This is a genomic window from Bradyrhizobium sp. McL0616 (assembly GCF_049993385.1).
GTDB lineage: Bacteria > Pseudomonadota > Alphaproteobacteria > Rhizobiales > Xanthobacteraceae > Bradyrhizobium.
The window spans coordinates 121,485-146,894 of the sequence record NZ_CP188255.1 but is presented as its reverse complement, the minus strand read 5'-3'; the positions used below and the strand labels follow the sequence as shown (position 1 = coordinate 146,894).

25 protein-coding genes and 1 tRNA gene are annotated in these 25,410 nt (G+C 64.2%); 15 read left to right on the top strand and 11 right to left on the bottom strand.

The window, feature by feature from the left end:
• Positions 1-39 precede the first annotated feature (39 nt).
• On the top strand, positions 40-1,425 hold the full coding sequence (locus ACPPVR_RS00675; RefSeq protein WP_426612393.1) for a flavin monoamine oxidase family protein: 1,386 nt from the start codon (positions 40-42) through the stop codon (positions 1,423-1,425).
• Positions 1,426-1,448: 23 nt separating this feature from the next.
• On the opposite strand, the gene ACPPVR_RS00670 is transcribed toward ACPPVR_RS00675, so the two are convergent.
• The 3 genes from ACPPVR_RS00670 to pheS are packed head-to-tail and all read right to left on the bottom strand — an operon-like array spanning position 1,449 to position 5,703.
• Positions 1,449-2,219, bottom strand: a complete 771-nt coding sequence (locus ACPPVR_RS00670) for a sulfite exporter TauE/SafE family protein (protein WP_426612392.1) — start codon at positions 2,217-2,219, stop codon at positions 1,449-1,451.
• Positions 2,216-4,624 (bottom strand): phenylalanine--tRNA ligase subunit beta, encoded by a 2,409-nt coding sequence (gene pheT / locus ACPPVR_RS00665; protein WP_426612391.1) that lies wholly within the window; start codon positions 4,622-4,624, stop codon positions 2,216-2,218. The genes ACPPVR_RS00670 and pheT overlap by 4 nt, the downstream gene beginning before the upstream one ends.
• Positions 4,621-5,703 carry a phenylalanine--tRNA ligase subunit alpha gene (gene pheS, locus ACPPVR_RS00660; RefSeq protein WP_426612390.1) on the bottom strand — a complete coding sequence of 361 codons (1,083 nt, stop codon included), beginning with the start codon at positions 5,701-5,703 and terminating at the stop codon, positions 4,621-4,623. Before pheS ends, pheT begins: the two co-directional genes overlap by 4 nt.
• 37 nt (positions 5,704-5,740) lie before the next feature.
• Here pheS and ACPPVR_RS00655 point away from each other — a divergent pair, with 37 nt between their 5' ends.
• Positions 5,741-6,256, top strand: a complete 516-nt coding sequence (locus ACPPVR_RS00655) for a hypothetical protein (protein WP_426612389.1) — start codon at positions 5,741-5,743, stop codon at positions 6,254-6,256.
• 11 nt (positions 6,257-6,267) lie between these two features.
• Here the strand turns inward: ACPPVR_RS00655 and rplT are convergent, their stop codons facing one another.
• Complete coding sequence (gene rplT, locus ACPPVR_RS00650; RefSeq protein ID WP_426612388.1) at positions 6,268-6,627, bottom strand: 50S ribosomal protein L20; 360 nt, start codon at positions 6,625-6,627, stop codon at positions 6,268-6,270.
• 80 nt (positions 6,628-6,707) lie between these two features.
• Complete coding sequence (gene rpmI / locus ACPPVR_RS00645; protein WP_044537947.1) at positions 6,708-6,908, bottom strand: 50S ribosomal protein L35; 201 nt, start codon at positions 6,906-6,908, stop codon at positions 6,708-6,710.
• A gap of 273 nt (positions 6,909-7,181) precedes the next feature.
• On the opposite strand from rpmI, the gene ACPPVR_RS00640 reads away from it, so the two are divergent.
• Complete coding sequence (locus ACPPVR_RS00640) at positions 7,182-7,586, top strand: hypothetical protein (protein WP_426612387.1); 405 nt, start codon at positions 7,182-7,184, stop codon at positions 7,584-7,586.
• Between the two features lie 65 nt (positions 7,587-7,651).
• Here ACPPVR_RS00640 and infC read toward each other — a convergent pair whose 3' ends face one another.
• Complete coding sequence (infC, locus tag ACPPVR_RS00635; protein WP_354224973.1) at positions 7,652-8,191, bottom strand: translation initiation factor IF-3; 540 nt, start codon at positions 8,189-8,191, stop codon at positions 7,652-7,654.
• A gap of 243 nt (positions 8,192-8,434) precedes the next feature.
• On the opposite strand from infC, the gene ACPPVR_RS00630 reads away from it, so the two are divergent.
• Both ACPPVR_RS00630 and ACPPVR_RS00625 read left to right on the top strand, forming a co-directional pair.
• Entirely contained in the window at positions 8,435-9,235 is an 801-nt protein-coding gene (locus ACPPVR_RS00630; protein WP_426612386.1) for an alpha/beta hydrolase, read from the top strand.
• A gap of 145 nt (positions 9,236-9,380) precedes the next feature.
• Positions 9,381-9,848, top strand: coding sequence for a nuclear transport factor 2 family protein (locus tag ACPPVR_RS00625; protein ID WP_426612385.1), 468 nt, complete (start codon positions 9,381-9,383; stop codon positions 9,846-9,848).
• A gap of 10 nt (positions 9,849-9,858) precedes the next feature.
• Here the strand turns inward: ACPPVR_RS00625 and ACPPVR_RS00620 are convergent, their stop codons facing one another.
• The 3 genes from ACPPVR_RS00620 to ACPPVR_RS00610 form a co-directional block, all read right to left on the bottom strand.
• On the bottom strand, positions 9,859-10,656 hold the full coding sequence (locus ACPPVR_RS00620; RefSeq protein ID WP_426612384.1) for an acyl-CoA thioesterase domain-containing protein: 798 nt from the start codon (positions 10,654-10,656) through the stop codon (positions 9,859-9,861).
• A gap of 183 nt (positions 10,657-10,839) precedes the next feature.
• A complete protein-coding gene (queG, locus tag ACPPVR_RS00615; protein WP_426612383.1) occupies positions 10,840-12,015 on the bottom strand; it encodes a tRNA epoxyqueuosine(34) reductase QueG in 1,176 nt (391 codons plus the stop codon).
• The gene (locus tag ACPPVR_RS00610; protein WP_426612382.1) at positions 11,964-12,656 is read right to left on the bottom strand and encodes a glutathione S-transferase family protein; all 693 of its coding nucleotides are present in this window, start codon (positions 12,654-12,656) and stop codon (positions 11,964-11,966) included. The genes queG and ACPPVR_RS00610 overlap by 52 nt, the downstream gene beginning before the upstream one ends.
• Positions 12,657-12,825: 169 nt before the next feature.
• Here ACPPVR_RS00610 and ACPPVR_RS00605 point away from each other — a divergent pair, with 169 nt between their 5' ends.
• The 3 genes from ACPPVR_RS00605 (at position 12,826) to ACPPVR_RS00595 (ending at position 15,805) form a co-directional block, all read left to right on the top strand.
• Entirely contained in the window at positions 12,826-13,632 is an 807-nt protein-coding gene (locus ACPPVR_RS00605) for an undecaprenyl-diphosphate phosphatase (protein WP_426612381.1), read from the top strand.
• A gap of 100 nt (positions 13,633-13,732) precedes the next feature.
• On the top strand, positions 13,733-15,061 hold the full coding sequence (locus ACPPVR_RS00600; RefSeq protein ID WP_426612380.1) for an FAD-binding oxidoreductase: 1,329 nt from the start codon (positions 13,733-13,735) through the stop codon (positions 15,059-15,061).
• Between the two features lie 3 nt (positions 15,062-15,064).
• Positions 15,065-15,805, top strand: coding sequence for an SDR family oxidoreductase (locus tag ACPPVR_RS00595; protein WP_426612379.1), 741 nt, complete (start codon positions 15,065-15,067; stop codon positions 15,803-15,805).
• Positions 15,806-15,808: 3 nt separating this feature from the next.
• Here ACPPVR_RS00595 and ACPPVR_RS00590 read toward each other — a convergent pair whose 3' ends face one another.
• The gene (locus tag ACPPVR_RS00590; RefSeq protein ID WP_426612378.1) at positions 15,809-16,774 is read right to left on the bottom strand and encodes a complex I NDUFA9 subunit family protein; all 966 of its coding nucleotides are present in this window, start codon (positions 16,772-16,774) and stop codon (positions 15,809-15,811) included.
• Between the two features lie 163 nt (positions 16,775-16,937).
• Here ACPPVR_RS00590 and ACPPVR_RS00585 point away from each other — a divergent pair.
• Positions 16,938-17,024, top strand: a tRNA-Leu gene (locus ACPPVR_RS00585).
• Between the two features lie 117 nt (positions 17,025-17,141).
• Here the strand turns inward: ACPPVR_RS00585 and ACPPVR_RS00580 are convergent.
• A complete protein-coding gene (locus ACPPVR_RS00580) occupies positions 17,142-18,413 on the bottom strand; it encodes an MFS transporter (protein WP_426612377.1) in 1,272 nt (423 codons plus the stop codon).
• Positions 18,414-18,716: 303 nt separating this feature from the next.
• On the opposite strand from ACPPVR_RS00580, the gene ACPPVR_RS00575 reads away from it, so the two are divergent.
• The 6 genes from ACPPVR_RS00575 to rpoN all read left to right on the top strand — a co-directional run bounded on the left by ACPPVR_RS00575 (position 18,717) and on the right by rpoN (position 25,352).
• Positions 18,717-20,072 (top strand): UbiA family prenyltransferase, encoded by a 1,356-nt coding sequence (locus tag ACPPVR_RS00575; protein ID WP_426612376.1) that lies wholly within the window; start codon positions 18,717-18,719, stop codon positions 20,070-20,072.
• Positions 20,073-20,183: 111 nt separating this feature from the next.
• Complete coding sequence (locus tag ACPPVR_RS00570; RefSeq protein ID WP_200514134.1) at positions 20,184-20,798, top strand: ribonuclease D; 615 nt, start codon at positions 20,184-20,186, stop codon at positions 20,796-20,798.
• A 157-nt stretch (positions 20,799-20,955) separates the two neighbouring features.
• Positions 20,956-21,675 carry an LPS export ABC transporter periplasmic protein LptC gene (lptC, locus tag ACPPVR_RS00565; protein ID WP_426612375.1) on the top strand — a complete coding sequence of 240 codons (720 nt, stop codon included), beginning with the start codon at positions 20,956-20,958 and terminating at the stop codon, positions 21,673-21,675.
• Entirely contained in the window at positions 21,672-22,415 is a 744-nt protein-coding gene (locus ACPPVR_RS00560) for an LptA/OstA family protein (RefSeq protein WP_426612374.1), read from the top strand. Before lptC ends, ACPPVR_RS00560 begins: the two co-directional genes overlap by 4 nt.
• A 224-nt stretch (positions 22,416-22,639) precedes the next feature.
• Positions 22,640-23,647 carry an LPS export ABC transporter ATP-binding protein gene (gene lptB / locus ACPPVR_RS00555; RefSeq protein WP_426612373.1) on the top strand — a complete coding sequence of 336 codons (1,008 nt, stop codon included), beginning with the start codon at positions 22,640-22,642 and terminating at the stop codon, positions 23,645-23,647.
• Between the two features lie 91 nt (positions 23,648-23,738).
• The gene (rpoN, locus tag ACPPVR_RS00550; protein ID WP_426612372.1) at positions 23,739-25,352 is read left to right on the top strand and encodes an RNA polymerase factor sigma-54; all 1,614 of its coding nucleotides are present in this window, start codon (positions 23,739-23,741) and stop codon (positions 25,350-25,352) included.
• Positions 25,353-25,410 lie beyond the last annotated feature (58 nt).

The window sequence follows — 25,410 nt, the reverse complement described above, 5'->3', positions numbered from 1 at the left end:
TGCTGTTCCCGTTCGCCGCAAGTCCCCGGAAACCATGACATGACAATCACGCGCCGCGGCTTTCTATCGGCGTCGGCGGGCTTTGCCGCAATGCCGGTCCTGCGCGCAACCGCCGCGACCTTGCCGCGCGAGGCTGACATTGTCGTGATCGGCGCGGGTGCTGCGGGCATTGCCGCAGCGCGGCGTGTCATGGCGGCCAATCGCAAGGTCGTGGTGGTGGAGGCGGCGTCGCAAATCGGCGGCCGCTGCATCACCGACAGTACGACCTTCGACACGCCGTTCGATCGCGGCGCGCGCTGGATGCACAATCCCGACACCAACCCGATGATCCGGCTGGCGCGCAGCGTCGGGCTCGATGTTTCGCCCGCGCCGTCCGGCCAGAAGATGCGCATCGGCCGCCGCAATGCCCGCGCCGGCGAGACCGAGGAGTTTCTGGGGGCGCTGGTGCGCGCCAACCGTGCCATCGACGAGGCCTCGCGTGGCAAGCTTGATACATCCTGCGCCGCGGTGCTTCCAAAAGATCTCGGCGATTGGGCAGGCGCCGCCGAGTTCGTGCTCGGTGCCAGTTTTGCCGGCAGGGATCTGAAGGAGCTTTCGGCGATCGACAAGGCGCGGGCGCAGGACCGCAATGTTGCAATCGCCTGCCGCCAGGGCTTAGGGACGTTGATCACCAAGCTCGGCGATCAGGCGCCGGTCGCATTGTCGACGCCGGCGAGCCGGGTCGTCTGGAGCAATCGCGACGTCAGTGTTGAAACGCCGTCCGGCAAGATTGCGGCGCGCGCCGCCATCATCACGGTCTCCACCAACGTGCTGACTGCTGGCGCCATAAAATTCGCGCCGGATATTCCCAAGCGTACACTCGATGCCGCGTCAAAACTCGGCCTCGGCAGCTACGACCACATCGTGCTGCAGCTGCCGGGCAATCCGCTCGGCCTGTCACGTGACGACATTCTCATCGAGCAGAGCAATTCGACGCGCACCGCGCTGATGTTTGCCAATATCGGCGGCTCCTCGCTGTGCTCGATCGATGTCGGCGGCTCGTTCGGTCGCGATCTCTCGGAGCAGGGCGAGAGGGCGATGACGGCCTTCGCAAAGGAATGGATCACAAAGCTGTTCGGCAGCGAGGCCGCTGCCGCCGTGCAGAAGACCAGCGCGACGCGCTGGAACGCGTCGCCCTACGTCATGGGCGCGATGTCGGCAGCTTCGCCGGGTGGTCAGCTCTCGCGAAAAGTTTTGACCGAGCCGGTCGGCTGCATGTTCCTCGCCGGCGAAGCCACGCATGAGACGCTGTGGGGCACTGTCGATGGCGCCTGGGAAAGCGGCGAACGGGCCGCGGATGCGGCCCTGCGCAAGATCGGCGCGCTCAAGGACGAGCCGGCCGATGTGCCGACGCAGTCGACCAAGCGGCGGCGGACGCGGCCGTAGAGAATTGATTCGCCGGGACGACGCTACCGCAACACCCTATCCAGCAACGGCAGCCCCGCGATCACCGCCATCGCAATCAGCACGTAGCAGATGCCGCGAAATACTCTCTCACTGGCGCGGCCGAACAGCGATGCACCGAAGGCGACGCCGATCGCATAGACCGGGCCGACGACGAGCGAGAGCAGGAGCGACTCGCGCGAAATCAGGCCGGTCGTCGCGTAGCTGATCATCGAGAAGAAATCCGACGCACCGAAGAACAACACGATGTTGGCGCGCGCGACGATCGGCGCGACCGGCCGGCCGAGCCAGTAGCCGACGATCGGCGGCCCGCCGGTTTGCGCCAGCCCGCTACAGAAGCCCGAGAGCCCACCAATGCCGACCGAAAGCCAGGCGTGGTCCTTGCCGCGATAGCGCCAGCCCGACAGCAGCAGAAGCAACAGCGCGGCGACGAAGCAGGAAATGATCCAGCGCGTGGTGACGGGCTCGAGCACGCTGAGGAAATAGGTGCCGACCGGAACACCGACCAGTGCGCCCAGCACGATCACGGCGGTCGCCTTGCGATCCGCCTTGCGCCACGCGTCGGGAAGTAGCGGCGCCGCTGCGACGAAATCGATGACGAGCAGCAGTGCGGCGACCAGCCGCGGCCCAGCGATGCTGCTCGCTAAGGGCATGAAGATCAGCGCCGAGCCGAAGCCGGAGAAGCCGCGCGCGGTGCCCGAAACGAAAGCGATGGCGCAGAGCGCCATCGCAATGGTGAGGCTGACGTCCTTTGGGAGGAAGTCTGTGAGGGTCATCCCCGCAAAACGCCGCCGGTCTTCTTCGTGACCTCGGCCACGACCTTCGTGGCCACGGCTTCGATCTCCTGGTCGGTCAGCGTCTTCTCGCGCGGCTGGATTGTCACCGCGATGCCGATCGACTTCTTGCCGTCGTCGATGCCCTTGCCCTCATAGACATCAAACACGTTGACACCGGTGATCAGCTTCTTGTCGACGCCTTGCGCCGCGCGCACGATGTCGCCCGCCTTCACGGTGCGGTCGACGATGAACGCGAAATCGCGCGACACCGGCTGGAACGCCGACAGCTCGATCACGGGTTTGGCGCGGGTCGGCTTCTTCTTGGCCTCGGGGACGCGGTCAAGGATCACCTCGAACACCATCAGCGGGCCGTCGGCGCCGAGCACCTCCAGCGCGCGCGGATGCATCTCGCCGAAATAGCCGAGCACATTCTGCGGGCCGATCTGGATCGTGCCGGAGCGGCCCGGATGCAGCCAGCCGGGACCACCGGCGATGATCTGAAGCGCCTGCATCGGCGCGCCGGCTGCAGCCAGTACCCCGAGCGCATCGGCCTTGGCGTCAAACACATCAGCCTGCGCCGAACCCGACCAGTGCCGGCCGAGACCTTCCGACGACGCAAAGCCGCGGCGGACGCCACTTGCGGCCATGAACTGATCCTGCGGGCGGTCGCCCTTGAAGATCTGACCGACCTCGAACAGCGCGACATCGCCAAAGCCGCGATCGGCATTGGCCTGTGCCGCTGCGACCAGGCCCGGCATCAGGCTCGGCCGCATGTCGGAGAGGTCCGCCGCGATCGGGTTGGCCACTTCGAGTTCGCGCTGGCCGCCGCCGAACAGCTCGGCCGCAGACTTCGTGATGAACGACCAGGTCACGGCCTCGGTGATGCCGCGACTCGCCAGCGCGCGCCTGGCGCGGCGGGTGCGAAGCTGGAGCGGCGTCAGCACCGGCTTGCGCGCGTCCTCGCCGCGCTCGAACGGCGTCATCGGCACCTTGTCGACGCCGTAGATGCGGACGACTTCCTCGACGATGTCGGCCTTGCCGTGAACGTCGGTGCGCCACGACGGCACCGCGACCTTCACCACCGGACCCGGGCCCGCCATCATGAAGCCGAGATGGGACAGGATGCGCTTCATCTCGACCTGCGGCACCTCGATGCCGGACAGCCGCTTCACCTCGGTGAGCGGGAAATCGATCACGCGGTCGTCGCCGAAGGCTTTTCCGACCACGACGTTCTCCGACGGCGTGCCGCCGCACAGCTCCATCACGAGCTTGGTCGTGAGCTCCAGCCCCGGTACCATGAAGGCCGGATCGACGCCGCGCTCGAAGCGATAGCGTGCATCCGAATTGATGCCGAGCTTGCGGCCGGTCTGGGCGATATTGATCTCGTTCCACAGCGCCGATTCGATCAGCACGTCGGTGGTATTCTCGTCGCAGCCCGAAGCTTCGCCGCCCATGATGCCGGCAAGCGATTCGACGCCGTGCTCATCCGCGATCACGCAGATGTTGGAGTCGAGATTGTAGGTGCGGCCGTCGAGCGCGAGCAGCGCATCGCCGTCGCGGGCGCGGCGTACCACGAGATTGCCTTTGACCTTCTTGGCATCGAACACGTGCAGCGGCCGCGCACGGTCGTAGGTCATGAAGTTGGTGATGTCGACGAGCGCGTTGATCGGGCGCAGCCCGATCGCGGTCAGCCGCTTCTGCAGCCATTCCGGTGACGGACCATTTTTCACGCCGCGCACGAGGCGCAGGGCAAAACCGGGGCACAGCGTGGCGTCCTCGACCGTGACCGTCACCGGGCAGGGGAATTCGCCCTTGATCGCCTTGATGGAGGGATCCCTGAACTTGCCCATGTCGGCGGCAGCAAGATCGCGCGCGATGCCGTGCACGCCGGTGCAGTCCTGCCGGTTCGGCGTCAGGTTGATCTCGATGACGGGATCGCCGAGTGCGGCCCATTCGGCGTAAGCAGCGCCGATCGGCGCGTCCGCCGGCAATTCCATGATGCCATCATGGTCGTTGGAGATTTGCAGCTCAGCCGCCGAGCACAGCATGCCGCGGCTCTCGACACCGCGGATGGTGCCGACACCCAGCGTGATGTCCTTGCCGGGAATGTAGGTGCCGGGCGGCGAGAACACACTGACGAGACCCGCGCGCGCATTCGGCGCGCCGCACACGACCTGCACGGGCGCAGCGCTGCCACCGGTGTCGACCATGCAGACCCGCAGCCGATCCGCATTCGGATGCTGCTCGGCCGAGATCACCTTCGCGATGGTGAAGGGCTTGAGCGCCTTCGCCTTGTCCTCGATGTTCTCGACCTCGAGCCCGATCATGGTGAGCTTGTCGGCGAGCTTTTCCAGCGGCTCGTCGGTGTCGAGATGATCCTTCAGCCAGGAGAGAGTGAATTTCACGAGCTCAGCCCTCCCGCGAGCGTGGGCACTTCGAGCGGCTTGAAGCCGTAATTGGAGAGCCACCGGACGTCGCTGTCGAACAGCTGGCGGAGATCGGCGATGCCGTATTTCAGCATGGCGATGCGGTCGATACCCATGCCCCAGGCAAAGCCCTGGTACTCATCGGGATCGATGCCGCATGCGCGCAGCACGTTCGGATGCACCATGCCGCAGCCGAGAATCTCGAGCCAGTCCTCGCCTTCGCCGAAGCGGATCTCGCCCTTGTCGCGGCGGCACTGGATGTCGACTTCCAGCGACGGCTCTGTGAACGGGAAGAACGAGGGGCGGAAGCGCATATTGATGTGGTCGACCTCGAAGAACGCCTTGCAGAACTCGTGCAAGATCCATTTGAGGTGGCCGAGATGCGAGTGCTTGTCGATGACGAGCCCTTCGACCTGATGGAACTGCGGCGTGTGGGTCGCGTCCGAATCGATGCGGTAGGTGCGGCCCGGGCAGATCACGCGGATCGGCGGCTTCTGGCTCAGCATGGTGCGCACCTGCACCGGCGAGGTGTGGGTGCGGAGCAGCATGCGCGAGCCGTCCTCCTTCGGATGGAAGAAGAAGGTGTCGTGCATCTCGCGCGCGGGATGGCCTTCGGGGAAGTTCAGCTTGGTGAAATTGTAGTCGTCGGTCTCGATGTCAGGACCTTCGGCGACCGAGAAACCCATGTCGGCGAAGATCGTGCTCAGCTCGTCCCAGACCTGGCTCAGCGGGTGGATGCGGCCGGCATCAGTCGGCGCATCGCGCAGCGGCAGCGTGACATCGATGGTCTCGGCCGCGAGCCGCGCATCGAGCGCTGCCGATTTCAGAAGATCACGCCGTGCGGCAAGCGCCTGCGTGACCTCGTCCTTGGCCTGGTTGATCGCCGCGCCTTGCGTCTTGCGCTCGTCCGGCGACATCTTGCCGAGCGTTGCGAGCAATGCAGAGATCGAGCCCTTCTTGCCGAGGGATGCGACACGGACGGCTTCAAGCGCGGCTTCGTCGCCGGCGGCAGCGATTTGCGCGAGGATGGATTGGACGAGACTGGCGAGGTCGGACACGATCGGATCCTTCAAACTTGCAAAAGGCTGCCGGGTTGTGGCCGCAGCCGGGCCGGAACGTCAAGCCGTATGGAGTGCGGGAACGGCCGGGGACTTGAACCGTATGGACATGGCTGGCACCAATCTGATGTCGAAGGAGACGATGATGCGTTTGCGATCCTGCGTGGCCGGCCTGGTCCTGGTTCTCTTCGGAAGCGTGGCTCACGCCGCGGAGGAATGCCCGGCCAAGTCGAATGCGATGGACGACATCATCGCCGTCCTCAACACAGCGCCCAGCTGTGACCGCGCCATGAAGCTGTTCGAGGCCTGCGAATACGGCGCCAGCGGCGACGTCCAGTTCGGTGAGATCGTCGAGAAGAAGTGCGAGGCTGATTTTATCGGCCGGCTCAAGCCGTCGCAGAAGCTTCGCTATCAGCGCGAGTTGCGGGTCTGCGACGGGAAATACCGGAACAAGTCCGGCACCATGTATATCTCGTTCGCGGCCTTCTGCCGGGCGAAGGTCGCCCAGCGTTACTCGCAAAGAGCGCTGAAGGCCGGCGGAGCCGGCCGTTAGCGCGGCCTTGCTCAGGCAGCGAGAGCAGCTTTGGCCTTCTCGGCGATCAGCTGGAACGACACCGGTTCGTTGATCGCGAGATCCGACAGCACCTTGCGGTCCACGGTGATGCCCGACTTGGCCAGGCCGTCGATAAATCGGCTGTAGGTCAGGCCGAACGGACGCACGGCGGCGTTGAGACGCTGGATCCAGAGCGCTCGGAACGTCCGCTTCTTGCGCTTGCGGTCGCGAAAGGCGTACTGCAGGGCCTTGTCGACGGCCGGCTTGGCGGTGCGGATCGTGTTCTTGCGGCGGCCACGGAAACCCTTGGCGGCCTTGTAGACTTTCTTGTGCTTGGCGTGGGCGGTCACACCGCGTTTGACGCGAGACATGACAAAATCCTTCAGAGATGACTTGGTTTTTCGGATCGCCGCGCAAAACGCGGCGCAGGTGGCAGTGATCGTGGACGCGGTCAGGCGTTCGGCAAGAAGTACTTCTTGACGTTGTCGCCGTCGGTCTTGAACAGCACGCGGGTGCCGCGAAGCTGACGGATCTGCTTCTTCGTCCGCTTGATCATGCCGTGACGCTTGCCGCTCTGGGCGTGCATCACTTTGCCGGTGGCAGTCACCTTGAAGCGCTTTTTAGCGCCCGATTTGGTCTTCAGCTTGGGCATTTTGCTCTCCTATGGCCATAACAGAATGCCGCCCGCGAAGGCGGCTGGCCGTCTAAAATGCTCGTTAGAGCGTTGATTGTGCTCAGGTTTTGCGAACTAGCGCGAAACCCGCACGGACACCGCCACGGCAGCCCTTAAATCAGCCGGGCGATGAAGGCTGGGCTTATGGCAGAGAACAGGCGAATTGGCAACGATGAACCGGTGCAACCTGCCCGCCGACTATTCGGGGCTGGTACACTTGTGCAAGCCGTGTCGCCCGGAGCATGACCAAAGATGGCCTATTTTTCCCGATCGCTTTCGCCCTTGTTCGCCTTCTTCCGCCCGCGCCATCTGGCGCTGTTCGCCGTGCTTGCCACGGCCGCTGTCCCCTCCACCGCCGATGCCCGCGTCGGCGGCTATGACGGCGTCTGGAATGTCACATTCGCCACCACCCGGGGCAATTGCAGCTCTGGCTACAGCGTCCCCTTCACCGTCACCGGCAACCGGGTGTCGTCCGCCGGCGGCGGCCGGGTCTCGGGCTCGGTCAATCGGCGCGGTGTCGTCGCGGTCGAGGTTTCGGTCGGGGCCTCCCATGCCACCGGCGGCGGCCGGCTCTCCGGCGCAGCCGGGAACGGCGCGTGGAAGGGCATCATCTCCGGCGACCGCTGCAGCGGCACCTGGCAGGCGACGCGAAGCTGAAACACAAACGGCCCGCCGGAAATCCGGACGGGCCGTTGAACTCTCGAGACTGACGAAAACTGGCGTCAGCGCGGCGCCAGCACCATGACGACCTGACGGCCCTCGAACCGGGCATCCTGCTCGACCTTGGCGAGCTCGGCGACGTCGGTCTTGATCTTGTCCAGCAGCTTGGTGCCGATCTCCTGATGCGCCATTTCGCGGCCGCGATAGCGCAGGGTGATCTTGACCTTGTCGCCCTCTTCGAAGAACCGCAGCATCGCGCGCATCTTCACGTCATAGTCGTGATCGTCGATCATCGGCCGGAGCTTGATCTCCTTGATCTCGACGGTCTTCTGGCGCTTGCGGGCTTCGGCGGCTTTCTTCTGGGCGGAATACTTGTACTTCCCGTAGTCCATGATCTTGCAGACGGGAGGGCTGACATTTGGCGAAATCTCGACCAGATCCATGCCAGCTTCCTGGGCCATCCGGATGGCCATCATCGTCTCGACCGTGCCTTTGTTGTCACCGGTCTGATCGATCAGCTGGATTTGCGCATTGCGAATATCATCATTGATGCGCGGCCCGTCTTTGGCGGCTGGGGCCGGGGCTCTATTGGGACGGCGAATGGGTGGTTCTCCAAAGTTGTGAAAGGAAGCGGCTATTTTGAAGGAAGAAGCGTTTGCGGGCAAGCAAAGTCGCGTGTACGGGAAGCGAAAAACCCTCAAATGCGAGGCTTTTTGGTCACGCCTATCGGCACGGTGCTCGACATAGACACCTTGCTCCGGTTCCGCAAGCGTCCCAAAAGGACAGGGTTGATACCGGATTATGCCGTCGGACAGCTCAAACCGCACAACCAGAGTAAATGTTCCATGACCAACGCTGTTCCCGAAGCCGTGCTCGACTTCATCGAAATGGGCGAAGGCCCGTCGGTCCGCAAGATCGCGGTGCGCAGCCGCGCCGGAGCGGGCCCAGGCCTGGTTTGGCTCGGCGGCTTCAAATCAGACATGCAGGGCAGCAAGGCGGTGGCGCTGGATGGCTGGGCCGGAGAGCATGGCCGCGCCTCCGTCCGGTTCGACTATTCCGGCCATGGCGAATCCAGCGGCGATTTCGCTGACGGAACCATCGGTCGCTGGCTCGAGGATAGCGTCGCCGTGTTCGAGCGGTTCTGCACCGGCCCGCAGGTCCTGATCGGCTCCTCCATGGGCGGCTGGATGGCGCTGCTGCTCGCGCGCGAAATCAGGAAGCGGCAAGAAAAACAGCAAGCCAAGGCGTCTCTTGCGGGCCTCGTACTGATCGCCCCGGCGCCCGACTTCACCGAAGAGTTGATGTGGAAGACGTTTTCGCCCGAGGTGAAGAAAGAGATCGAGACCAAGGGGTTCTGGCTCCGGCCGTCCGAATATGGCGACGGCTCGCCCTATCCGATCACGCGGAACCTGATCGAGGAGGGCCGTAATCATCTCGTGCTTGGTAGCGCCATCGATCTCGGCTGTCCCGTCCGAATTCTCCAGGGCGCGCAGGACCCCGACGTGCCGTGGCAGCACGCGTTCGCGCTGACGCACCGCCTGCCGGCCGATGACGTCGTGCTCACCATGATCCAGGACGGCGATCACCGCCTGTCGCGCCCGCAAGACATCGCGCGCATTCTTGCCGCGGTGGCCGAGATCGGGTGAAGTGCTGCTCGGAATTCGATGTCATCATCCGCGAAGGCGGATGATCCAGTACGCTGCGGCGAGTGTGATTGAGCCGAGAAGCCGCGGCGTACTGGATGCCCCGCCTTCGCGGGGCATGACCGAGAATGATGAGGGAGACACGCCAATGACCACCACCGCCATGCTGCGCGCCTTCTGCGATGCCGTCGAACAGCGCAACGGCAAGGCCTTCGCGGACCTCTTCACCGAGGACGGCGTCTATCACGACGTGTTCTACGGCGCCTTCGCAGGCCGCGAAAGGATCGCCGCGATGGTCGACGACTGGTTCTATCGCACGGCGACCGATTTTCGCTGGGACATGCATAATCCCGTGTCCGACGGCACCACGCTCTATGCGCGCTATACTTTCAGCTACAGGTCAAACTTGCCGGAAGCGAACGGCGCGCGGGCGATGTTCGAGGGCGTCGCGATCATGACGCTGCGCGACGGCAAGATCCTTGGCTATCACGAGGTCGCCAATACCGCGCCGGCGCTTGTCGATCTGAAATTTGCACCGGAGCGGATAGCCAAGATCGTCGCTAAGCAGGGCACGGAGTTGAAGGCGCGGCCGGAGATGAAGCGGCATTTGGCCTGACAGCCGAGACCTACGGCGGCGGCTGCTTCGCTATCGGCTTGCGCTGCGCCAGTGCTGCCACCGTCGCGGTGCCGATCGGGCCCTGCTCGTCATAGAGCCAGCATTCGCCGATCGCGACGCCGTCGGTGGCCTGGTGGTTCACCACGTCGAAGCCGATCCAGTTCGTCACTGGCAGGCGGTGCAGATAGATTGTCACGTCGCTATTGATGTAGCCGAGCCCCTTGTCGCCGGCATTGGCAAACGGGCTCGCGAAATCGGCACCGGTGGCGACATGCACGAACGGCGTCATTGGCACGCCCGCGACGATCTCGCGCACCTCGCTCATCCACAGCCGGCGCGGTCCCAGCGAGCCCATATGGCCGACGATCGGCCGCGTCGTCCACTTGCCGTTCATGCCGAGCCGCGGATCGGTCGGCAGTGGAATGTCGGCCGGCTTCGGCACGTCCCAGTTCGGCGGCGACCAGACATTGCCGTCGGGGTTTTGAGTCCGCCGCAGCAGCTGGCACGAGGCGCGTGCCATGCTGACGCCGCCGGAGACAAACTCCGCCTCGATCACGCGGATGCGCATTCCGTCGCGTACCAGCCGCGTCGTCACCTCGATCGGCTTGTCGATGGTCGGCAGCCGGAACATGTCGACAGTCAGCCGCGCCGGCACGAATTCAGGCCCGGAGTGCCGCTCCTCGATCGCGAAGCCGAGCAGGCCGATGATGACGCGTCCGTGCAGCGATTTCGGATCCCACGGACCGTTCGCAACTTCCGTCGGATGGAATGTATCGCCGTCGCGGGTGAAGAAAGGCATGTTTGTCATGACGCGCGACCTTGAAGGAACGCGGGGGGAAATCAAGGGTGACGGGAGTGCGCGCGGTGGCCACAACAACCGCTGTCGTCGCCCGGCTTGACCGGGCGATCCAGTAGTCCGAAGCGGTCGTGATTGAATCGATGGGTTGCGGCGTACTGGATGCCCCGCCTTCGCGGGGCACGACACCGAGAGTTAGGAAGCGGTTTGCCATTCCTCGCGTACGCTTTCGTCGCGCTCGCTGGCAATCGCGCTCGTCTTCATCGCTGCAAATTCCTCACGCGACAACATCTGCCTCAGCGCCCACACCGCAGCCCCGCGCACCAGCGCGCTCTCATCGCCCAGCAATCGCCGCGCCTGCTCCGCCAGCGCCGCATCGCCGGAGTTGCCGATCGCGATCAGAACGTTGCGCAAGAAACGGTCGCGGCCGATGCGCTTGACCGGGGACTTCGTGAACAGCGCGCGAAACGCGGCGTCGTCGAGCTGCGCAAGCTCGGCGAGATCAGGCGCGCGCAGTTCCTCTCGTGCGGCGAGCTTTGCTTCACGGCCCTCCTGCGCAAACTTGTTCCAGGGGCAGGCGGCGAGGCAATCGTCGCAGCCATAGATGCGGTTGCCGATGGCCTTGCGAAACTCGCGCGGGATCGGTCCTTTGTTCTCGATTGTGAGGTAGGAGATGCAGCGGCGCGCATCGAGCTTGTAGGGCGCGGGGAATGCCGCGGTCGGGCAGATGTCGAGACACGCCTGGCACGAGCCGCAATGATCGATCTCGGCGCTGTCTCGCGGCAGTTCGAGCGTGGTGTAGATCGCGCCGAGAAACAGCCACGAGCCGAATTCGCGCGAGACAAGATTGGTGTGTTTGCCCTGCCAGCCCAGACGCGCGGCTTGCGCGAGCGGCTTCTCCATCACCGCCGCGGTGTCGACGAACACCTTGACCTCGCTTGGAGCGGTCGCGACCAGCCAGCGCGCCAGGGCCTTCAGGCGCTTCTTGATGAGGTCGTGATAGTCGTCGCCCTGCGCATAGACCGAGATCGCCGCGCGCGTGTGCTGCTGCAGGATCGCGAGCGGATCAGAGTCGGGACCATAGTTGACGCCCAGCATGATAACGCTGCGCACGTCCTGCCAGAGCCCGCGCGGATCGACGCGGCGCTCCGGCTGCGCGGCGAGCCAGTCCATGTCGCCATGGCCGCCCGAGGCGATGAATTCGAGAAAATGTCTGCCGGCGTTTTCGATCGTGCCCGGCTCGGTGATGCCGATGCAATCGAAGCCGAGCGCGCGCGCCTCGTGCTTCAACGCAGTCTTGAGATCAGACGGATCGGAGTTCAGAAATCCAGGTCCACGTAGGTCCGCGACGCCGGCACGCCGGCCAGCCATTCGCTCAGCAGCGGGCGGAACGACGGGCGGGATTTCACCCGCGCGTACCACGCCTTTGCCGCGTCGTCCTCGCTCCATGGCACGTCGCCCAGATAGTCGATCGCCGAGAGATGCGCCGCGGCGGCGAGATCCGCGTAAGTGAGCCGGTCGCCGGCAAGGAAGTTACGCGTCTGCGCCAGCCAGCCGATATAGGCCAGATGATAGCGCACATTGGCCTTCGCCGCGCGCATCACGTCGGCCGAGGGCGGGCCGCCGCCGTTCTCCTCGCTCATGAAGCGCTTGTAGATGCGCTCGGTGACGAGCGGGTGCGAGACTTCCTCGAAGAATTTTTCGTTGAACCAGGCCATCAGCCGGCGCACCTCGACACGCTCGGCGATCGACTCCGGCATCAGCCGCTTGGGCCCCAACGCGGCGCCATAGGCCTCGTCGAGATACTCCGCGATGATGGCCGCGCCCGGAATCGGGGACTGTTCGTCGTCCACCAGGACCGGCGTGGTGCCGGCTGCATTGAGCAGCAGAAATGCCTCGCGCCGTTCCCAGCTGCGTTCCTCGGCCAGCTTCAGCTCGAGCCCGTATTCGCCCGCGATCAGGCGGATGAAACGCGAATGCGGACAGAACGGATGATGGAACAGCGTAAACATGAAGCCTTTGACTATTTGATGGTGCTTAAGAATCCATCAATGTTTGTGCGGCGCCACACTAGTCTTTCAAAACCGCGAAGCAAGGGCGTGGTGGCCCATTTTGCGATTGCAGCAAAGAGGCGAATAGGCGAGAAGAGCCCCGCTTTTCCAGCGGAAATGGACCGTAAATATGTCAGATACAATACGGGCAGTGATCCTCGGCATCATCGAGGGTGTGACCGAGTTCCTTCCCGTTTCCTCGACCGGCCACCTCCTGCTTGCGGAGCGTTTCTTCGGCCTCGGCGAGGGTGCCTTCTGGGATTCGTTTACCGTTCTGATCCAGCTCGGCGCGATCCTCGCGATCGTCGTGTTGTACTTCAAGAAATTGTGGGACGTCGCGATCGGCATGTTCACCGGCGACGCCTATGCGCGCCGCTTCGTGATCGGCGTGCTGGTGGCATTCCTGCCCGCGGTCGTCGTTGGTCTCGTCGCCGGCAAATACATCAAGAGCATGCTGTTCAATCCGTGGGTGGTGTGCTTCTCGCTGATCGTCGGCGGCGCCATCCTGTTGTGGGTCGATCGACTTGATCTCAAGGTGCGCGAGCGTGACGCCACCAAATTTCCGCTGCTGATGTATCTTTATATCGGCATCGCGCAGTGCATCGCGATGATCCCGGGCGTGTCGCGCTCCGGTGCCAGCATCGTCGCCGCGATGTTTCTGGGCGCCGACAAGCGCGCGGCGGCGGAGTTCTCGTTCTTCCTCGCCATCCCCACCATGATCGGCGCGTTCGCCTACGATTTCTACAAGAACCGCTCCGAGATGACGATGGACCACATGGGCATCGTTGCGATCGGCTTCGTGGTGTCGTTCATCACCGCGATCATCGTGGTGAAGAGCTTCCTGGAATACGTCACCCGCCATGGCTTCGTGGTGTTCGCCTGGTGGCGCGTCATCGTCGGCACGCTCGGCCTGATCGCGCTGGCGCTCGGCCATTAACCATTGAAAACTCGCTGACGCCCCTCAACGTAAAATAAGCTTTTGACCGGTAGGCAGTTTCCAACGCAGTGCTGTGCACGCCCTGCAGAGGAGCTGAACGATGACCCTCGTCAGCGGCTGGGGGCGCTTCCCGGTCGTCGATAGCGATGTGCTGCGGCCGCGGTCGTTTGAGGCCGTGGGCGAAGCTGTCGGCATGGGCGGTGCTGTGGCCCGGGGCAACGGCCGCGCCTATGGCGACGCCGGTATCGGCGCCATCCGGACCGTTGGGATGACCGGGTTCGACCGGGTCAGGTCGTTCGATCCGGCAACCGGGCGCATCCGGTTGGAGGCCGGCGTGCTGCTGTCGGACCTGATCGACACGTTTGGCCCGCGCGGCTTCCTGCCCTTCGTCGTGCCGGGCACGCGGTTCGTCTCGGTCGGTGGCGCCATTGCCGCCGACGTGCATGGCAAGAACCATCATTGCGAGGGCGGCTTCGGCCGTTATGTCGACAGCATTCTGCTGCGCACCGGGCAGGGCGACACCATCGAGGTCTCGCGCGAGCAGAATTCGGATGCCTTCTTCGCGACCATCGGCGGCATGGGCCTGACCGGCATCATCCTCGAAGCCACGATGCGGCTGCGCACCGTTGCGACCGGCTGGATCCGCGAGCGGATCATCTCCGCATCCGATCTCGATGCCGCCATGCGCGCGCTCGATGCGGGCGATTCCGCAACCTATTCGGTGGCGTGGATCGATTGCGCTGCGCGCGGCAGCGACCTCGGCCGCGCGCTGATCTATCTCGGCGAGCACGCAGGCGCCGACGAGCTCGCCGAAGGCGCCGTTCGATTTCCCGTCGGCAGGAATCCCGGGCTCGCCGTGCCCGTTGACCTGCCGTCGATCACGCTCAACCGTCACAGCATCCGTGCCTTCAACGAGCTCTACTATCGCCTGGGTGCAAGGCGCGCCGGCGGCAGCCATGTGGTCTCGCTCTATCCGTATTTCTTTCCGCTCGACAGCATCGCCGACTGGAACCGCATCTATGGACGGCGCGGCTTCCTCCAGCATCAATGCGTGCTTCCGGAGCAGGGCGCGCGCGAGGTGCTCGGCGAGATCCTCGACCGGGTCTCGAAGCGCGGCGATGCGTCGTTCCTCGCGGTGCTGAAGAAGCTCGGCCAGGGCGACGGCATCCTGTCGTTTCCGCTGCCGGGCTACACGCTGGCGCTGGATTTCCCGGTGAAGGGCGACATCCTGAATTTCCTCGACGAGATCGACCGCCTCGTCGTCGCGGCCGGCGGCAGGCTTTATCTCGCAAAAGACGCGCGGCAGTCGCGCGCGACCTTCGAGGCCGGCTATCCAGCTTTGCAACGTTTCAACGCGATCCGAAAATCGCTCGATCCCTCGGGCAACATCCGCTCAAAACTTTCGCAGCGTTTATTTGATGAGGTTTAAGCCATGACGTCGCGCAAGACTGTATTGGTGCTCGGGGGCTCGTCCGACATCGGCCGCGCCGCCGCGCGCGCCTTTGCCAAAGCGGGATACGATGTCGCCCTCGCCGGGCGCGACGTCGCCGCGCTGGAGCCCGACGTTGCCGATCTGCACGCCCGCTACAACATCGACGCCAGCACGCTGAAGTTCGACGTGCTCGACACCGCCTCGTTCGACGGCTTTGTCGGCGGCCTGCCGACTTTGCCCGATGTCGTCATCTCGATCGTCGGCTTGCTGGGCGTGCAGGAGAATGCAGAAAGCGACCTCGCTCACGCCACCACGATCATGCGCTCGAACTATGAGGGGCCGTCGCTGATCCTCGGCCTGTTCGCGGAGAAGTTTCTGGCGCGCGGCAATGGCACCATCGTCGGCGTGTCATCTGTCGCCGGCGATCGCGGACGGTCCTCGAACTATGTCTACGGCTCGGCCAAGGCCGGTTTCTCTGCATTCCTGTCGGGCCTGCGCGGCCGCGCCAGCCGTGGCGGCGTGCACGTGGTCACGGTGAAGCCCGGCTTCGTCCGCACCAAAATGACGGAAGGCATGAAGCTGATCGGCCCGCTGACTGTTGAGGCCCCCGTGGTGGGCGATGCGATTCTCGCAGCCGTCGAGAAGAAGACCGACATTGTCTATGTCAGCGGCAAATGGCGCTTCGTGATGTTCATCATCAAGGCGCTGCCGGAAGCGGTGTTCAAGAAGCTGAAGTTTTGAGGTCTACGCGCTCTTGCGCTGGAATTGCCCTGCCGCGCGAAAACGCCAGAGATATTGCGGGGCGATCGCTTCCAGCGAATCGGCTGGGATGCCGAGGCCTTCCAGCGTCAGCCCAGCGGCCTTTGCCGTATCCGACACCACATTGTCGCGCGCGAGCAGCGTGACCTGATCCGGCGTCAGCTTCAGCGCGCCCGGCGCGTATTGCAGGAAGTTGGCCTGGAAGCGGGCAAAGCCGAACGGCAGCGGGATCAGCGCGGGCTTGCGGTCGGCGATGACCAGAATGGCCTCGATGATCTCGCGCATGGTCAGCACTTCCGGCCCGCCGAGCTCGTAGGTGGCGCCCGCCTTGGCCTTGCCGTCGACGGCATCCGCAATCGCGGTCGCGACGTCGCCGACATAGACCGGCTGCATCTTCGTATCGCCGCCGATCAGCGGCAGCACCGGCGACATCCGCGCCAGCGACGCGAAGCGGTTGGTGAACTGGTCCTCGGGTCCGAATATCACGGAGGGACGGAAGATCGTCGCCGTCGGAACCGCAGCCATTACCGCGGCCTCGCCGGCCGCCTTTGCCTTGGCATAGTGCGAGGGCGATTCCGCATCGGCGCCGATCGCCGAGACATGCACCAGCCGCGCGCCAGCAGCCGCGGCCGCCTTGGCGACGGTCTCGGCGCCCTTGGCCTGCACGGCGTCAAAGCTCTGCGCGCCGCCCTCGGTGAGGATGCCGACCAGATTGATCACGACATGCGAATCACGCACCGCCGCCTCGACCGAGGCCGGATAGCGCAGGTTGGCCTGAATGGTGTGGACCTGGCCGACCTTGCCGGAGGGCTGGAGGAAGCCCGCCAGCTCCGGCCGCCGCACCGCGACCCGGACCCGGTAATCGCGCCGGCACAGCGCCCGGACGACATTCCGGCCCAAAAACCCCGATCCGCCGAAAACCGTGACGAGAGTTTCCAGATTCGATGCCATGGGAGCCATTCCTGGGGTCCAATCCTGCGGGAAGAGTGTGTCTTGTCAGGCTTGTATCGGGCCGGTTTGCGATGCGCAATCCGCAACCCCAAACCTGGGTCAAGCATGAATTGACAACCGCGTCACCGAACCGTAGTAACCGCCTCCGTGCCCCAAACGGCATGCCCAGGTGGTGGAATTGGTAGACGCGCTGGCTTCAGGTGCCAGTGGCTTAACGGCCGTGAAGGTTCGAGTCCTTTCCTGGGCACCATTTTACGGGATTTGGTTCCCAAGTAGACCTGCTTCCAATCGGTGGAGGTAGCCGGGCGGCGATCCAGCTATTGCCCGCCGCGAAATCCCTGAGCCGGCTAAATCGGCCCGCCCGCGCTCAGACCACACTCCTCCCAGCCCGCTCCGCCACCGATTTCTGCACAAAATACATCGCGACCAGGGTGATGATCGTCGTCGTGACGACGACGTAGCCGATCCGCTCGAAATGGAGCAGCGAGCCGTCCGGTTGTTGCGAGATGATCGCAGCCGCGAGCACCGAGCCGAGCCCGCCGGAGAGCTGCTGGAGTGATGCGCTGACCGCGCTGAACGATCCGCGCTGGCTTTGGTCGGGGATCGCCGACATCAGCGCCTGCGACGGGATCATGCGCGAGAAGATGCCGACGAACATCAGCACGTTGACGGTGATCGCGGTCGCGAGCGAGACGTGGCCGAGATGGGTGTAGATCAGCACCATGATGATGGTCATCACGCAGCCGAACACGAAGGTCGGATATTTGCCGAAGGCGTCGCTGGCGCGGCCGACCAGCGGTCCCGTGACGATGCTGAACAGGCCGGAGACGAGATAGATCGTCGGCAGATGCACGATGTCGATGCCAATATTGTTCACGGTGAAGGCGCTGGAGTACGGCATCAGCATGTACCCGCCGGTCGCAAGCAGCGTCGTCACGGCGAATGCCAGCGTGTAGCGCGGCTCTCCGATCGTCGCGACCAGATGGTGGAACGGGTTCTTGTCCTGCTTCAGTTTCAGATGCGCGTCGACCGGCTCCATGGCGAAGGCGATGACGGCGATCGTCACGATCGACAGGCCGACGATCGCAAAGAAGCAGACATGCCAGCTCCAGTGATTGGCGAGAAACAGGCCGGCCGGAACGCCGAGCACCTGGCTCGCGGCGAATGCGGTCTGCACGAATCCCATCACCCGGCCGCGCAGATGCAGCGGAAACAGATCGGTGACGATGGCGAGCACGACCGAGCCGATTACGCCACCGAACAATCCGGTCACGATCCTGCCGAGCAGCAGCACATGGTAGTTCTGCGCCATCGCGCAGAGCAGGGTGCCGAGCGTGAAGCCGACATAGAAGAACAACAGCAGGCGCTTGCGATCAAAGCGATCGGCAAAGCCGGCGGCCAGAATACCCGAAGCTCCCGCGCTGAACGCGTAGGCCGAGACCGCGACGCCGAATTGCCCGGCCGTGATGTCGAGCGAGGGCATCAGGATGGCGCCGAGCGGCGACATGATGATGAAATCGAGAATGATCGTGAACTGCGCAAACGCGAGCAGCGCGACGAGCAGTGACTGGTAGCGCGTAAAGCCGCGCGGGCGGTCCTGTTGATCGTCGAGAGGCGCAGCGAGCGTCTGTTCGGTCATGACATCTCATTCGTGGCGGACGGGGGCGCGAGAGCTTGCAACAGATGGGGTCGGCCGGGACGAATTCCACGGGGCGCAGGGCGCTAGTTCCGCTGGCATACGAAGCGCGCGCCGGATTGTGGGATCCGTGCAACAGCCTGACGGGCCAAGAAGCGCTGGCCCCGTCCGCCGGCAGCGGAAGCGCGTCCTTTTCCGGCCGAATTAAGCCGCCTTTAGCGAATGGGACCTTAGGCTCGTGGCCGTCCATTTTCCTGCTCCCCGGCCGAATGCCGGTCATGTTGCGGTAAGTCAGAGCGTTTTCGGATGGAGCAGCCCGTCTGGCAGTACGATCGAAGTGAGGCCGCACCGCAGGCCACGGCGGCGCCTGCCCGCGCGCTCGTGATCGATCTCGAAGGCGCGCTGCTGCGCTCGGAACTGCTGATGGAAGCGCTGTTCTCGAGCCCCGGCCGCATGCTGGCCCGCTTCGGCGCGGGCGGACGCCCGGGCATGGCGGCGCTCACGGATATTCTGGCGCGGGCCGAAATCGACTATGCCCATCTGCCCTATGACACCGATGTGCTGAACCAGGCGCTGGCCGCGCGGGCGCGGGGCGAGAAGATCTATCTCGTCGCCGGGCGCTTCGCCGATCATGCCGCCGGCATCGCGGCGCATCTCGGCTTCGACGGCGTCGTTGCGCCAGACGATCTTGCCGCGGGCGATCATCTGCCGTTCGATCGCGCCTCCATTGAGCGCATCGAGAACCGCAGCGACAGCCGCGCGAGTTGGAAGACCTCTAGTTGGAAGACCTCTAGTTGGAAGACCTGGGCGAAGGCGCTGCGGGTCTATCAATATGCCAAGAACACGTTGGTGTTCGTACCTGTTATCACCGCGCATCAGATGAACCTTGCGACGCTCGGCACCACGCTGCTGGCGTTCTTCGCGTTCTCGGCCTGTGCATCGGGCGCCTATCTGATGAACGATCTGCTCGATCTCGCGGCCGACCGCCAGCATCCGACCAAGCGCCATCGCGCGCTCGCGGCGGGCGATTTGCCGATCTCGTCCGCGCTGCTTGCGATCCCCGCGCTGTGGGCTTTCGCGGTTGCCGCCAGCCTCTGCATCTCTGCCACCTTCCTCGGCGTGCTCGCGATCTATCTCGCCACCACCATCGCCTATTCGCTGGCGCTCAAGCGCAAGATGCTGGTCGACGTGGTGACGCTCGCAGGCCTCTACTCCTTGCGCATCGGCGCGGGCGCCGTTGCGGCCGGCGTGATGCTGTCGGAATGGCTGATGATCTTCTCGCTGTTCGTGTTCACCTCGCTGGCGCTGATCAAGCGCTTCAGCGAGCTCAGCATGCGCGAGGGCGCGGGCCTCGCCGATCCCTCCAACCGCGACTACCGCATCACCGATCTGCAAATCATCGCCGCCATGGCCGCCGCGAGTGCCATGAATGCAGTCACCGTGTTTGCGCTCTATTTGTCGTCCTCGGCGGTGACGCCTCTCTATAGCCGCCCCTGGATGCTGTGGCTGCTCGCGCCCTTGCTGCTGTACTGGTTCGGCCGCGCCCTAATGATCGCGCATCGCCGCGAGATGCCCGACGATCCCATCATCTACGCCTTCCGCGATGGCGCCAGCCGCACCACCGTGGCGGCGATGGTCTGCATCATGCTAGCGGCGATCTGACCCGGCTCGCATCCGGCGCTTGCGCGGCCCGTCCGCAGTGGATACATCGCGGGCAATCCCGACTAACCTATGATGAAAACGCTATCGATTCGATTGAGGGTTTGAAACGCCATGACCGTACGCCTGCATCGCGGCGACCTGCCTGACCTCACACGCTACACCGGAGCTGTGGCGATCGACACCGAGACCATGGGGCTGAACCCGCATCGCGACCGGCTCTGCGTGGTCCAGCTTTCGCCCGGCGACGGCAGCGCCGACGTGGTGCAGATCCCCAAGGGCCACACCGACGCGCCGAACCTGAAGGCGCTGCTGGCCAATCCCGCCATCACCAAGATCTTCCATTTTGCGCGGTTCGACGTCGCGGTGCTGTACCAGACGTTCGGCGTGATGACGGGGCCGATCTACTGCACCAAGATCGCCTCCCGCCTGACCCGCACCTATACCGATCGCCACGGCCTCAAGGACCTCGTCCGCGAGGTGCTCAATGTCGACCTCTCCAAGCAGCAGCAATCCAGCGATTGGGGTTCCGACAGCCTGACCGAGCCGCAGCTCGCCTACGCCGCCTCCGACGTGCTGCATCTGCACGGCTTGCGCGAGCGGCTGGATGCCATGCTGGTCCGGGAGGGCCGCACCGCGCTGGCCAAGGCCTGTTTCGACTTCCTGCCGACCCGCGCCCTGCTCGACCTCCAGGGCTGGGAGGAAGAGGACATTTTCGCGCATTCCTGACCCTTCCGGCGCCGGCCAGGCTGCGGCGATCGCCCCGTTTCGGACACTTTCGTAACGGCCTGTCGCGGGCTGCATATTCCTGAGGTCGCGGGTACAATGGGGCACCCTCGATCGGAGCTTTCGACTGAACACGGCAAGCGACGCCCCTGGAGTACCGGTGAACTCGGCCCAGTTCTCAACCTACGACGCCGCGCTTGCGGCGAAGTTTGCCAGCGCGGCGCGCCACAGCCGCGTGGTGCGGATTCTGCGTGTCGCGGTGCCGGTGACGGTGGTTGTGGCCATGGCCTCGATCGTCGCCGTCTCGACCTTCCTCAACCCCTTCAAGATTCCTTTGAAGCTCGATTCCGGAAATCTCGTGGTGACGGGCACCAAGATCACGATGGAATCGCCGCATATGTCCGGCTTCACGCCGGACCAGCGGCCCTATGAGCTCTGGGCCAAGACCGCGACGCAGGACATCACCGATCCCGATCATGTCGATCTTACGGATCTGCGCGCGAAGGTCCTGATGGAGGATCAATCGCTCCTGTTCCTCGATGCCCGCACCGGCCGGTTCGACAACAAGCAACAGCAGCTCGACCTGCACAAGGACATCTTCCTGCGCACCTCGACCGGCTATGAGGCGCGGCTGAACTCGGCCTTCGTCGACATGGCCAAGGGCACGGTCTCGTCGGACGAGCATGTCGACGTCAAGCTCACCAACGGCACGCTCACCGCCGACCGTCTGCGCATTACCGAAGGCGGCGACGTCATTCGCTTCGAGGGCAATGTCGTGATGCATCTGGACAAGATCAGCACGGATGACGCCGCGGCTGCGCCTGTCGAACAGCCGGCGCCGCCGCCGAAGTCAAAGAACAAGTCTGCGAATTCAAAATGATTTTCATGGCCGATTTTTTCCCGCGCAACCAGGACAAGCGGCGCGCCGCAGTCCGCGCAGTCGCGTTTGTCGTCGGCGTCGCGCTGACTGCGACGGGTGCAGCGTTCGCACAGAGCACGATGCAGGGCGTTCCTAACGCGATGCAGGGTTTTTCGCAGAACCGCGACCAGCCGATCCAGATCGATGCCGCCACGCTCGAGATGCGCGACAAGAAGAAGGAGGCGACCTTCTCCGGCAATGTGAAGGTCGTGCAGGGCGACACCACCATGACCTCGAAGACGCTGGTGGTGTTCTACGAATCGGGTGGCGACAAGCCGGCCGCACCTGCGCAAGCCGCGCCCGCAAAGGGCGCGAAGGCGGCTCCGATACAGTCGGCGACGCCGGGACCCGGCGGCGCCTCGTCGATCAAGCGGCTGGAAGCGCGCGGCAATGTCGTGGTCACGCAGAAGGATCAGGTGGTGACCGGCGATACCGCCGTATTCGACACCAAGACCAACCTCATCACCATGCTCGGCGGCTCGGGCGGCCAGGTGGTCCTGACCCAGTGCCAGAACGTGCTGCGCGGCGACCGTCTCCTGGTCGACATGACCACCGGCGTCTCGCGCGTGGAGTCCGAGAGCGGCAGGGTGCAGGGCCTGTTCGTTCAGTCCAAGGAGGGACAGAACGGCAAATGCGGGACGCCCGCGACCCCTGGCTCCGGCCCCGCAGTCCCTTCGTTAATTCCGGGTAAGCCTAAGTAAATCAAAGGGTTATTTAATAATTTGCCGCCGCGAGGTTGAAGCCGGCCCGACAAGACTGTATCTACCGCAACGGGCTTTCGAAGCGGGGTCCGCCGCTTAATCGGGGTGTTTCACTGGGCATGAGACATCCTTTCACTCATGCTGCGTCGGCGAATCGCTCCGATGCGGCGGATCGCGCACGTCACCCGGGCAGGACTACCGTGAAAGGCTTGAGACAGGCGGGGATGGTCGATTTATTCAGCATGTTCCGTCGGCGCCCCGCCAAGCGCGGCCGGCCAGGATTTGCGCGTCAGGACATCACCGCGCTGACCGATAGCGTCGGCGGCCTCCTGACCAGCCCGGTGCGGGACGCGCCGCCGATCGCCCGTGACCAGCCCGCTCAGGCACCGGACCCGTATGGTGTCGAGGCGCCGTCGCGGTCGCGCCAGCCGGCGGCTCCGCCTCCCCAGGCCAAAGCCAAGTCCAGTGCCAAGACCAACGGCACGGGCGGTCCGCAGCTTTTGAAGCGGCCGGGATTCCTGGCTGTGCATAGCGTGGAAAAGAGTTTCGGCAGCCGCCAGGTCGTGCGCGGCGTCAGCATCTATGTGCGGCGCGGCGAAGCGGTCGGCCTGCTCGGTCCGAACGGCGCCGGCAAGACCACCGTGTTCTACATGATCACCGGCCTGATCAAGCCCGATCGCGGCGCGATCGAGCTCGACGGCCACGACGTCACGAAGCTGCCGATGTACCAGCGCGCGCGGCTCGGCATCGGCTATCTGCCGCAGGAAGCCTCGATCTTCCGCGGCCTCACCGTGGAACAGAACATTCGCGCCGTGCTTGAAGTGGTCGAGCCCTCGCGCAAGAAGCGCGAGCAACAGCTCGATGCGCTGCTCGACGAATTCAACATCACGCGCCTGCGTAAATCGCCGTCGATTGCGCTGTCAGGCGGTGAGCGTCGCCGCGTCGAGATCGCGCGCGCGCTGGCGACACGCCCGAACTACATGCTGCTCGACGAACCCTTCGCCGGCATCGATCCGATCGCGGTGGGCGACATCCAGGACCTCGTCCGCCATCTCACCAACCGCGGCATCGGCGTGCTCATCACCGACCACAATGTCCGCGAGACGCTCGGCCTCACCGACCGCGCCTATATCGTCTATGCCGGTGAAATCTTGACCGAGGGCAACCCGGATGAGATCGTCAATAATCCGGACGTCAGGCGCCTTTACCTCGGCGAGGAATTCCGCCTCTAGCCCTTTTTTCCAATTCGTCAAGGCGTGTACATCGGGCGTGGACTAGGATAAGCAAAAATCGGACCAACTTTTAGGGATCGGTTCTTGCTTCATGGCGCTTACGCAGAGATTAGAGTTCCGGCAATCGCAGTCGCTGGTCATGACGCCGCAGTTGATGCAGGCGATCAAGCTGCTGCAATTGTCCAATCTCGATCTCACGACTTTCGTCGAGGAAGAGCTCGAGCGTAACCCGCTGCTGGAACGGGCCAATGACGAGCCGCCCGCGGGCGAAGCCCAGGCGGAGGCCGGCCAGTTCAACGATTCCGACGGTGGCCACAATGACGAGCCGGGCGGCGGTCCCGGCGAGGCCTTCGAGCCCGGCCAGGAAGAATGGATGAGCAAGGATCTCGGCACCCGCGCCGAGATCGAGCAGACCCTGGACACGGGCCTGGACAACGTCTTTTCCGAGGAACCTGCCGAGGCAGCGGCGCGCAACGCGCAGGACGCGGCGCCGACCACCTATACCGAATGGGGCGGCGGCGCCTCCGGGGACGAGAACTACAATCTCGAAGCCTTCGTCGCCGCCGAAATGACCCTCGGCGACCATCTCGCCGAGCAGCTGTCGGTCGCCTTCACTGGCCCGGCGCAGCGCATGATCGGGCAGTATTTGATCGATCTCGTCGACGAGGCCGGCTATCTGCCGCCGGATCTCGGCCAGGCTGCCGAGCGGCTTGGCGCCTCGCAAGCGGACGTCGAGGCCGTTCTTGCCGTGCTGCAAAAATTCGATCCGCCCGGCGTCTGTGCGCGCAATTTGAGCGAATGCCTGGCGATCCAGCTGCGCGAGCTCGACCGTTACGATCCGGCGATGCAGGCCCTCGTCGAGCATCTCGATCTGCTCGCCAAGCGCGACGTCGGCGCGTTGCGCAAGCTCTGCGGCGTCGACGACGAAGACATCGCCGACATGATCGGCGAAATCCGCCGTCTCAATCCCAAGCCCGGCATGAAGTTCGGCTCGGCGCGGCTTCAGACCATGGTGCCGGACGTCTATGTCCGCCCGGGTCCGGATGGCGGCTGGCATGTCGAGCTCAACAGCGACACCTTGCCGCGCGTGCTGGTCAACCAGACTTATTATTCCCAGCTGTCGAAGAAGATCGGCAAGGACGGCGACAAATCCTATTTCACCGACGCGCTCCAGAACGCGACCTGGCTGGTGCGCGCGCTCGACCAGCGCGCCCGCACCATCCTGAAGGTTGCAACGGAAATCGTGCGCCAGCAGGACGGCTTCTTCACCCATGGCGTGGCGCATCTGCGGCCACTTAATCTGAAGGCCGTCGCCGACGCCATCCAGATGCATGAATCCACAGTGTCGCGCGTCACCGCCAACAAATACATGGCGACAAATCGTGGCACATTCGAGTTGAAATATTTTTTCACGGCCTCGATCGCCTCTGCCGACGGCGGTGAGGCGCATTCAGCGGAAGCCGTGCGTCACCACATCAAGCAGCTGATCGATTCGGAAGCGCCTGCCGCGATCCTGTCGGATGATACCATCGTGGAACGGTTGCGCACCTCGGGCATTGATATTGCCCGACGCACGGTCGCGAAGTACCGCGAAGCCATGCGCATTCCCTCTTCGGTGCAACGCCGTCGCGACAAGCAGAGCGCTCTTGGTAACGTCCTCTCCACCGCAATGTCCGATCGCTCCCGCAACACCGAGCTGGCCTGATTGCGCTGGCGCGAAATCGCGCTACTCTCACCCTCCCATCGCGACCGATCCAAGCTGG

What these genes read in the sequence shown, in the direction of transcription:
- ACPPVR_RS00670 (WP_426612392.1), bottom strand. Translation starts at nt 2,219, where the DNA reads ATGACCCTCACAGACTTCCTCCCAAAGGACGTCAGCCTCACCATTGCG.
- ACPPVR_RS00600 (WP_426612380.1), top strand. Translation starts at nt 13,733, where the DNA reads ATGACCCTCGTCAGCGGCTGGGGGCGCTTCCCGGTCGTCGATAGCGAT.
- ACPPVR_RS00605 (WP_426612381.1), top strand. Translation starts at nt 12,826, where the DNA reads ATGTCAGATACAATACGGGCAGTGATCCTCGGCATCATCGAGGGTGTG.
- ACPPVR_RS00595 (WP_426612379.1), top strand. Translation starts at nt 15,065, where the DNA reads ATGACGTCGCGCAAGACTGTATTGGTGCTCGGGGGCTCGTCCGACATC.
- ACPPVR_RS00620 (WP_426612384.1), bottom strand. Translation starts at nt 10,656, where the DNA reads ATGACAAACATGCCTTTCTTCACCCGCGACGGCGATACATTCCATCCG.
- ACPPVR_RS00590 (WP_426612378.1), bottom strand. Translation starts at nt 16,774, where the DNA reads ATGGCATCGAATCTGGAAACTCTCGTCACGGTTTTCGGCGGATCGGGG.
- ACPPVR_RS00630 (WP_426612386.1), top strand. Translation starts at nt 8,435, where the DNA reads ATGACCAACGCTGTTCCCGAAGCCGTGCTCGACTTCATCGAAATGGGC.
- ACPPVR_RS00580 (WP_426612377.1), bottom strand. Translation starts at nt 18,413, where the DNA reads ATGACCGAACAGACGCTCGCTGCGCCTCTCGACGATCAACAGGACCGC.
- ACPPVR_RS00560 (WP_426612374.1), top strand. Translation starts at nt 21,672, where the DNA reads ATGATTTTCATGGCCGATTTTTTCCCGCGCAACCAGGACAAGCGGCGC.
- queG (WP_426612383.1), bottom strand. Translation starts at nt 12,015, where the DNA reads ATGGCTGGCCGGCGTGCCGGCGTCGCGGACCTACGTGGACCTGGATTT.
- ACPPVR_RS00675 (WP_426612393.1), top strand. Translation starts at nt 40, where the DNA reads ATGACAATCACGCGCCGCGGCTTTCTATCGGCGTCGGCGGGCTTTGCC.
- lptB (WP_426612373.1), top strand. Translation starts at nt 22,640, where the DNA reads ATGGTCGATTTATTCAGCATGTTCCGTCGGCGCCCCGCCAAGCGCGGC.
- ACPPVR_RS00570 (WP_200514134.1), top strand. Translation starts at nt 20,184, where the DNA reads ATGACCGTACGCCTGCATCGCGGCGACCTGCCTGACCTCACACGCTAC.
- rpmI (WP_044537947.1), bottom strand. Translation starts at nt 6,908, where the DNA reads ATGCCCAAGCTGAAGACCAAATCGGGCGCTAAAAAGCGCTTCAAGGTG.
- ACPPVR_RS00575 (WP_426612376.1), top strand. Translation starts at nt 18,717, where the DNA reads ATGGAGCAGCCCGTCTGGCAGTACGATCGAAGTGAGGCCGCACCGCAG.
- rpoN (WP_426612372.1), top strand. Translation starts at nt 23,739, where the DNA reads ATGGCGCTTACGCAGAGATTAGAGTTCCGGCAATCGCAGTCGCTGGTC.
- ACPPVR_RS00625 (WP_426612385.1), top strand. Translation starts at nt 9,381, where the DNA reads ATGACCACCACCGCCATGCTGCGCGCCTTCTGCGATGCCGTCGAACAG.
- ACPPVR_RS00610 (WP_426612382.1), bottom strand. Translation starts at nt 12,656, where the DNA reads ATGTTTACGCTGTTCCATCATCCGTTCTGTCCGCATTCGCGTTTCATC.
- ACPPVR_RS00640 (WP_426612387.1), top strand. Translation starts at nt 7,182, where the DNA reads ATGGCCTATTTTTCCCGATCGCTTTCGCCCTTGTTCGCCTTCTTCCGC.
- rplT (WP_426612388.1), bottom strand. Translation starts at nt 6,627, where the DNA reads ATGTCTCGCGTCAAACGCGGTGTGACCGCCCACGCCAAGCACAAGAAA.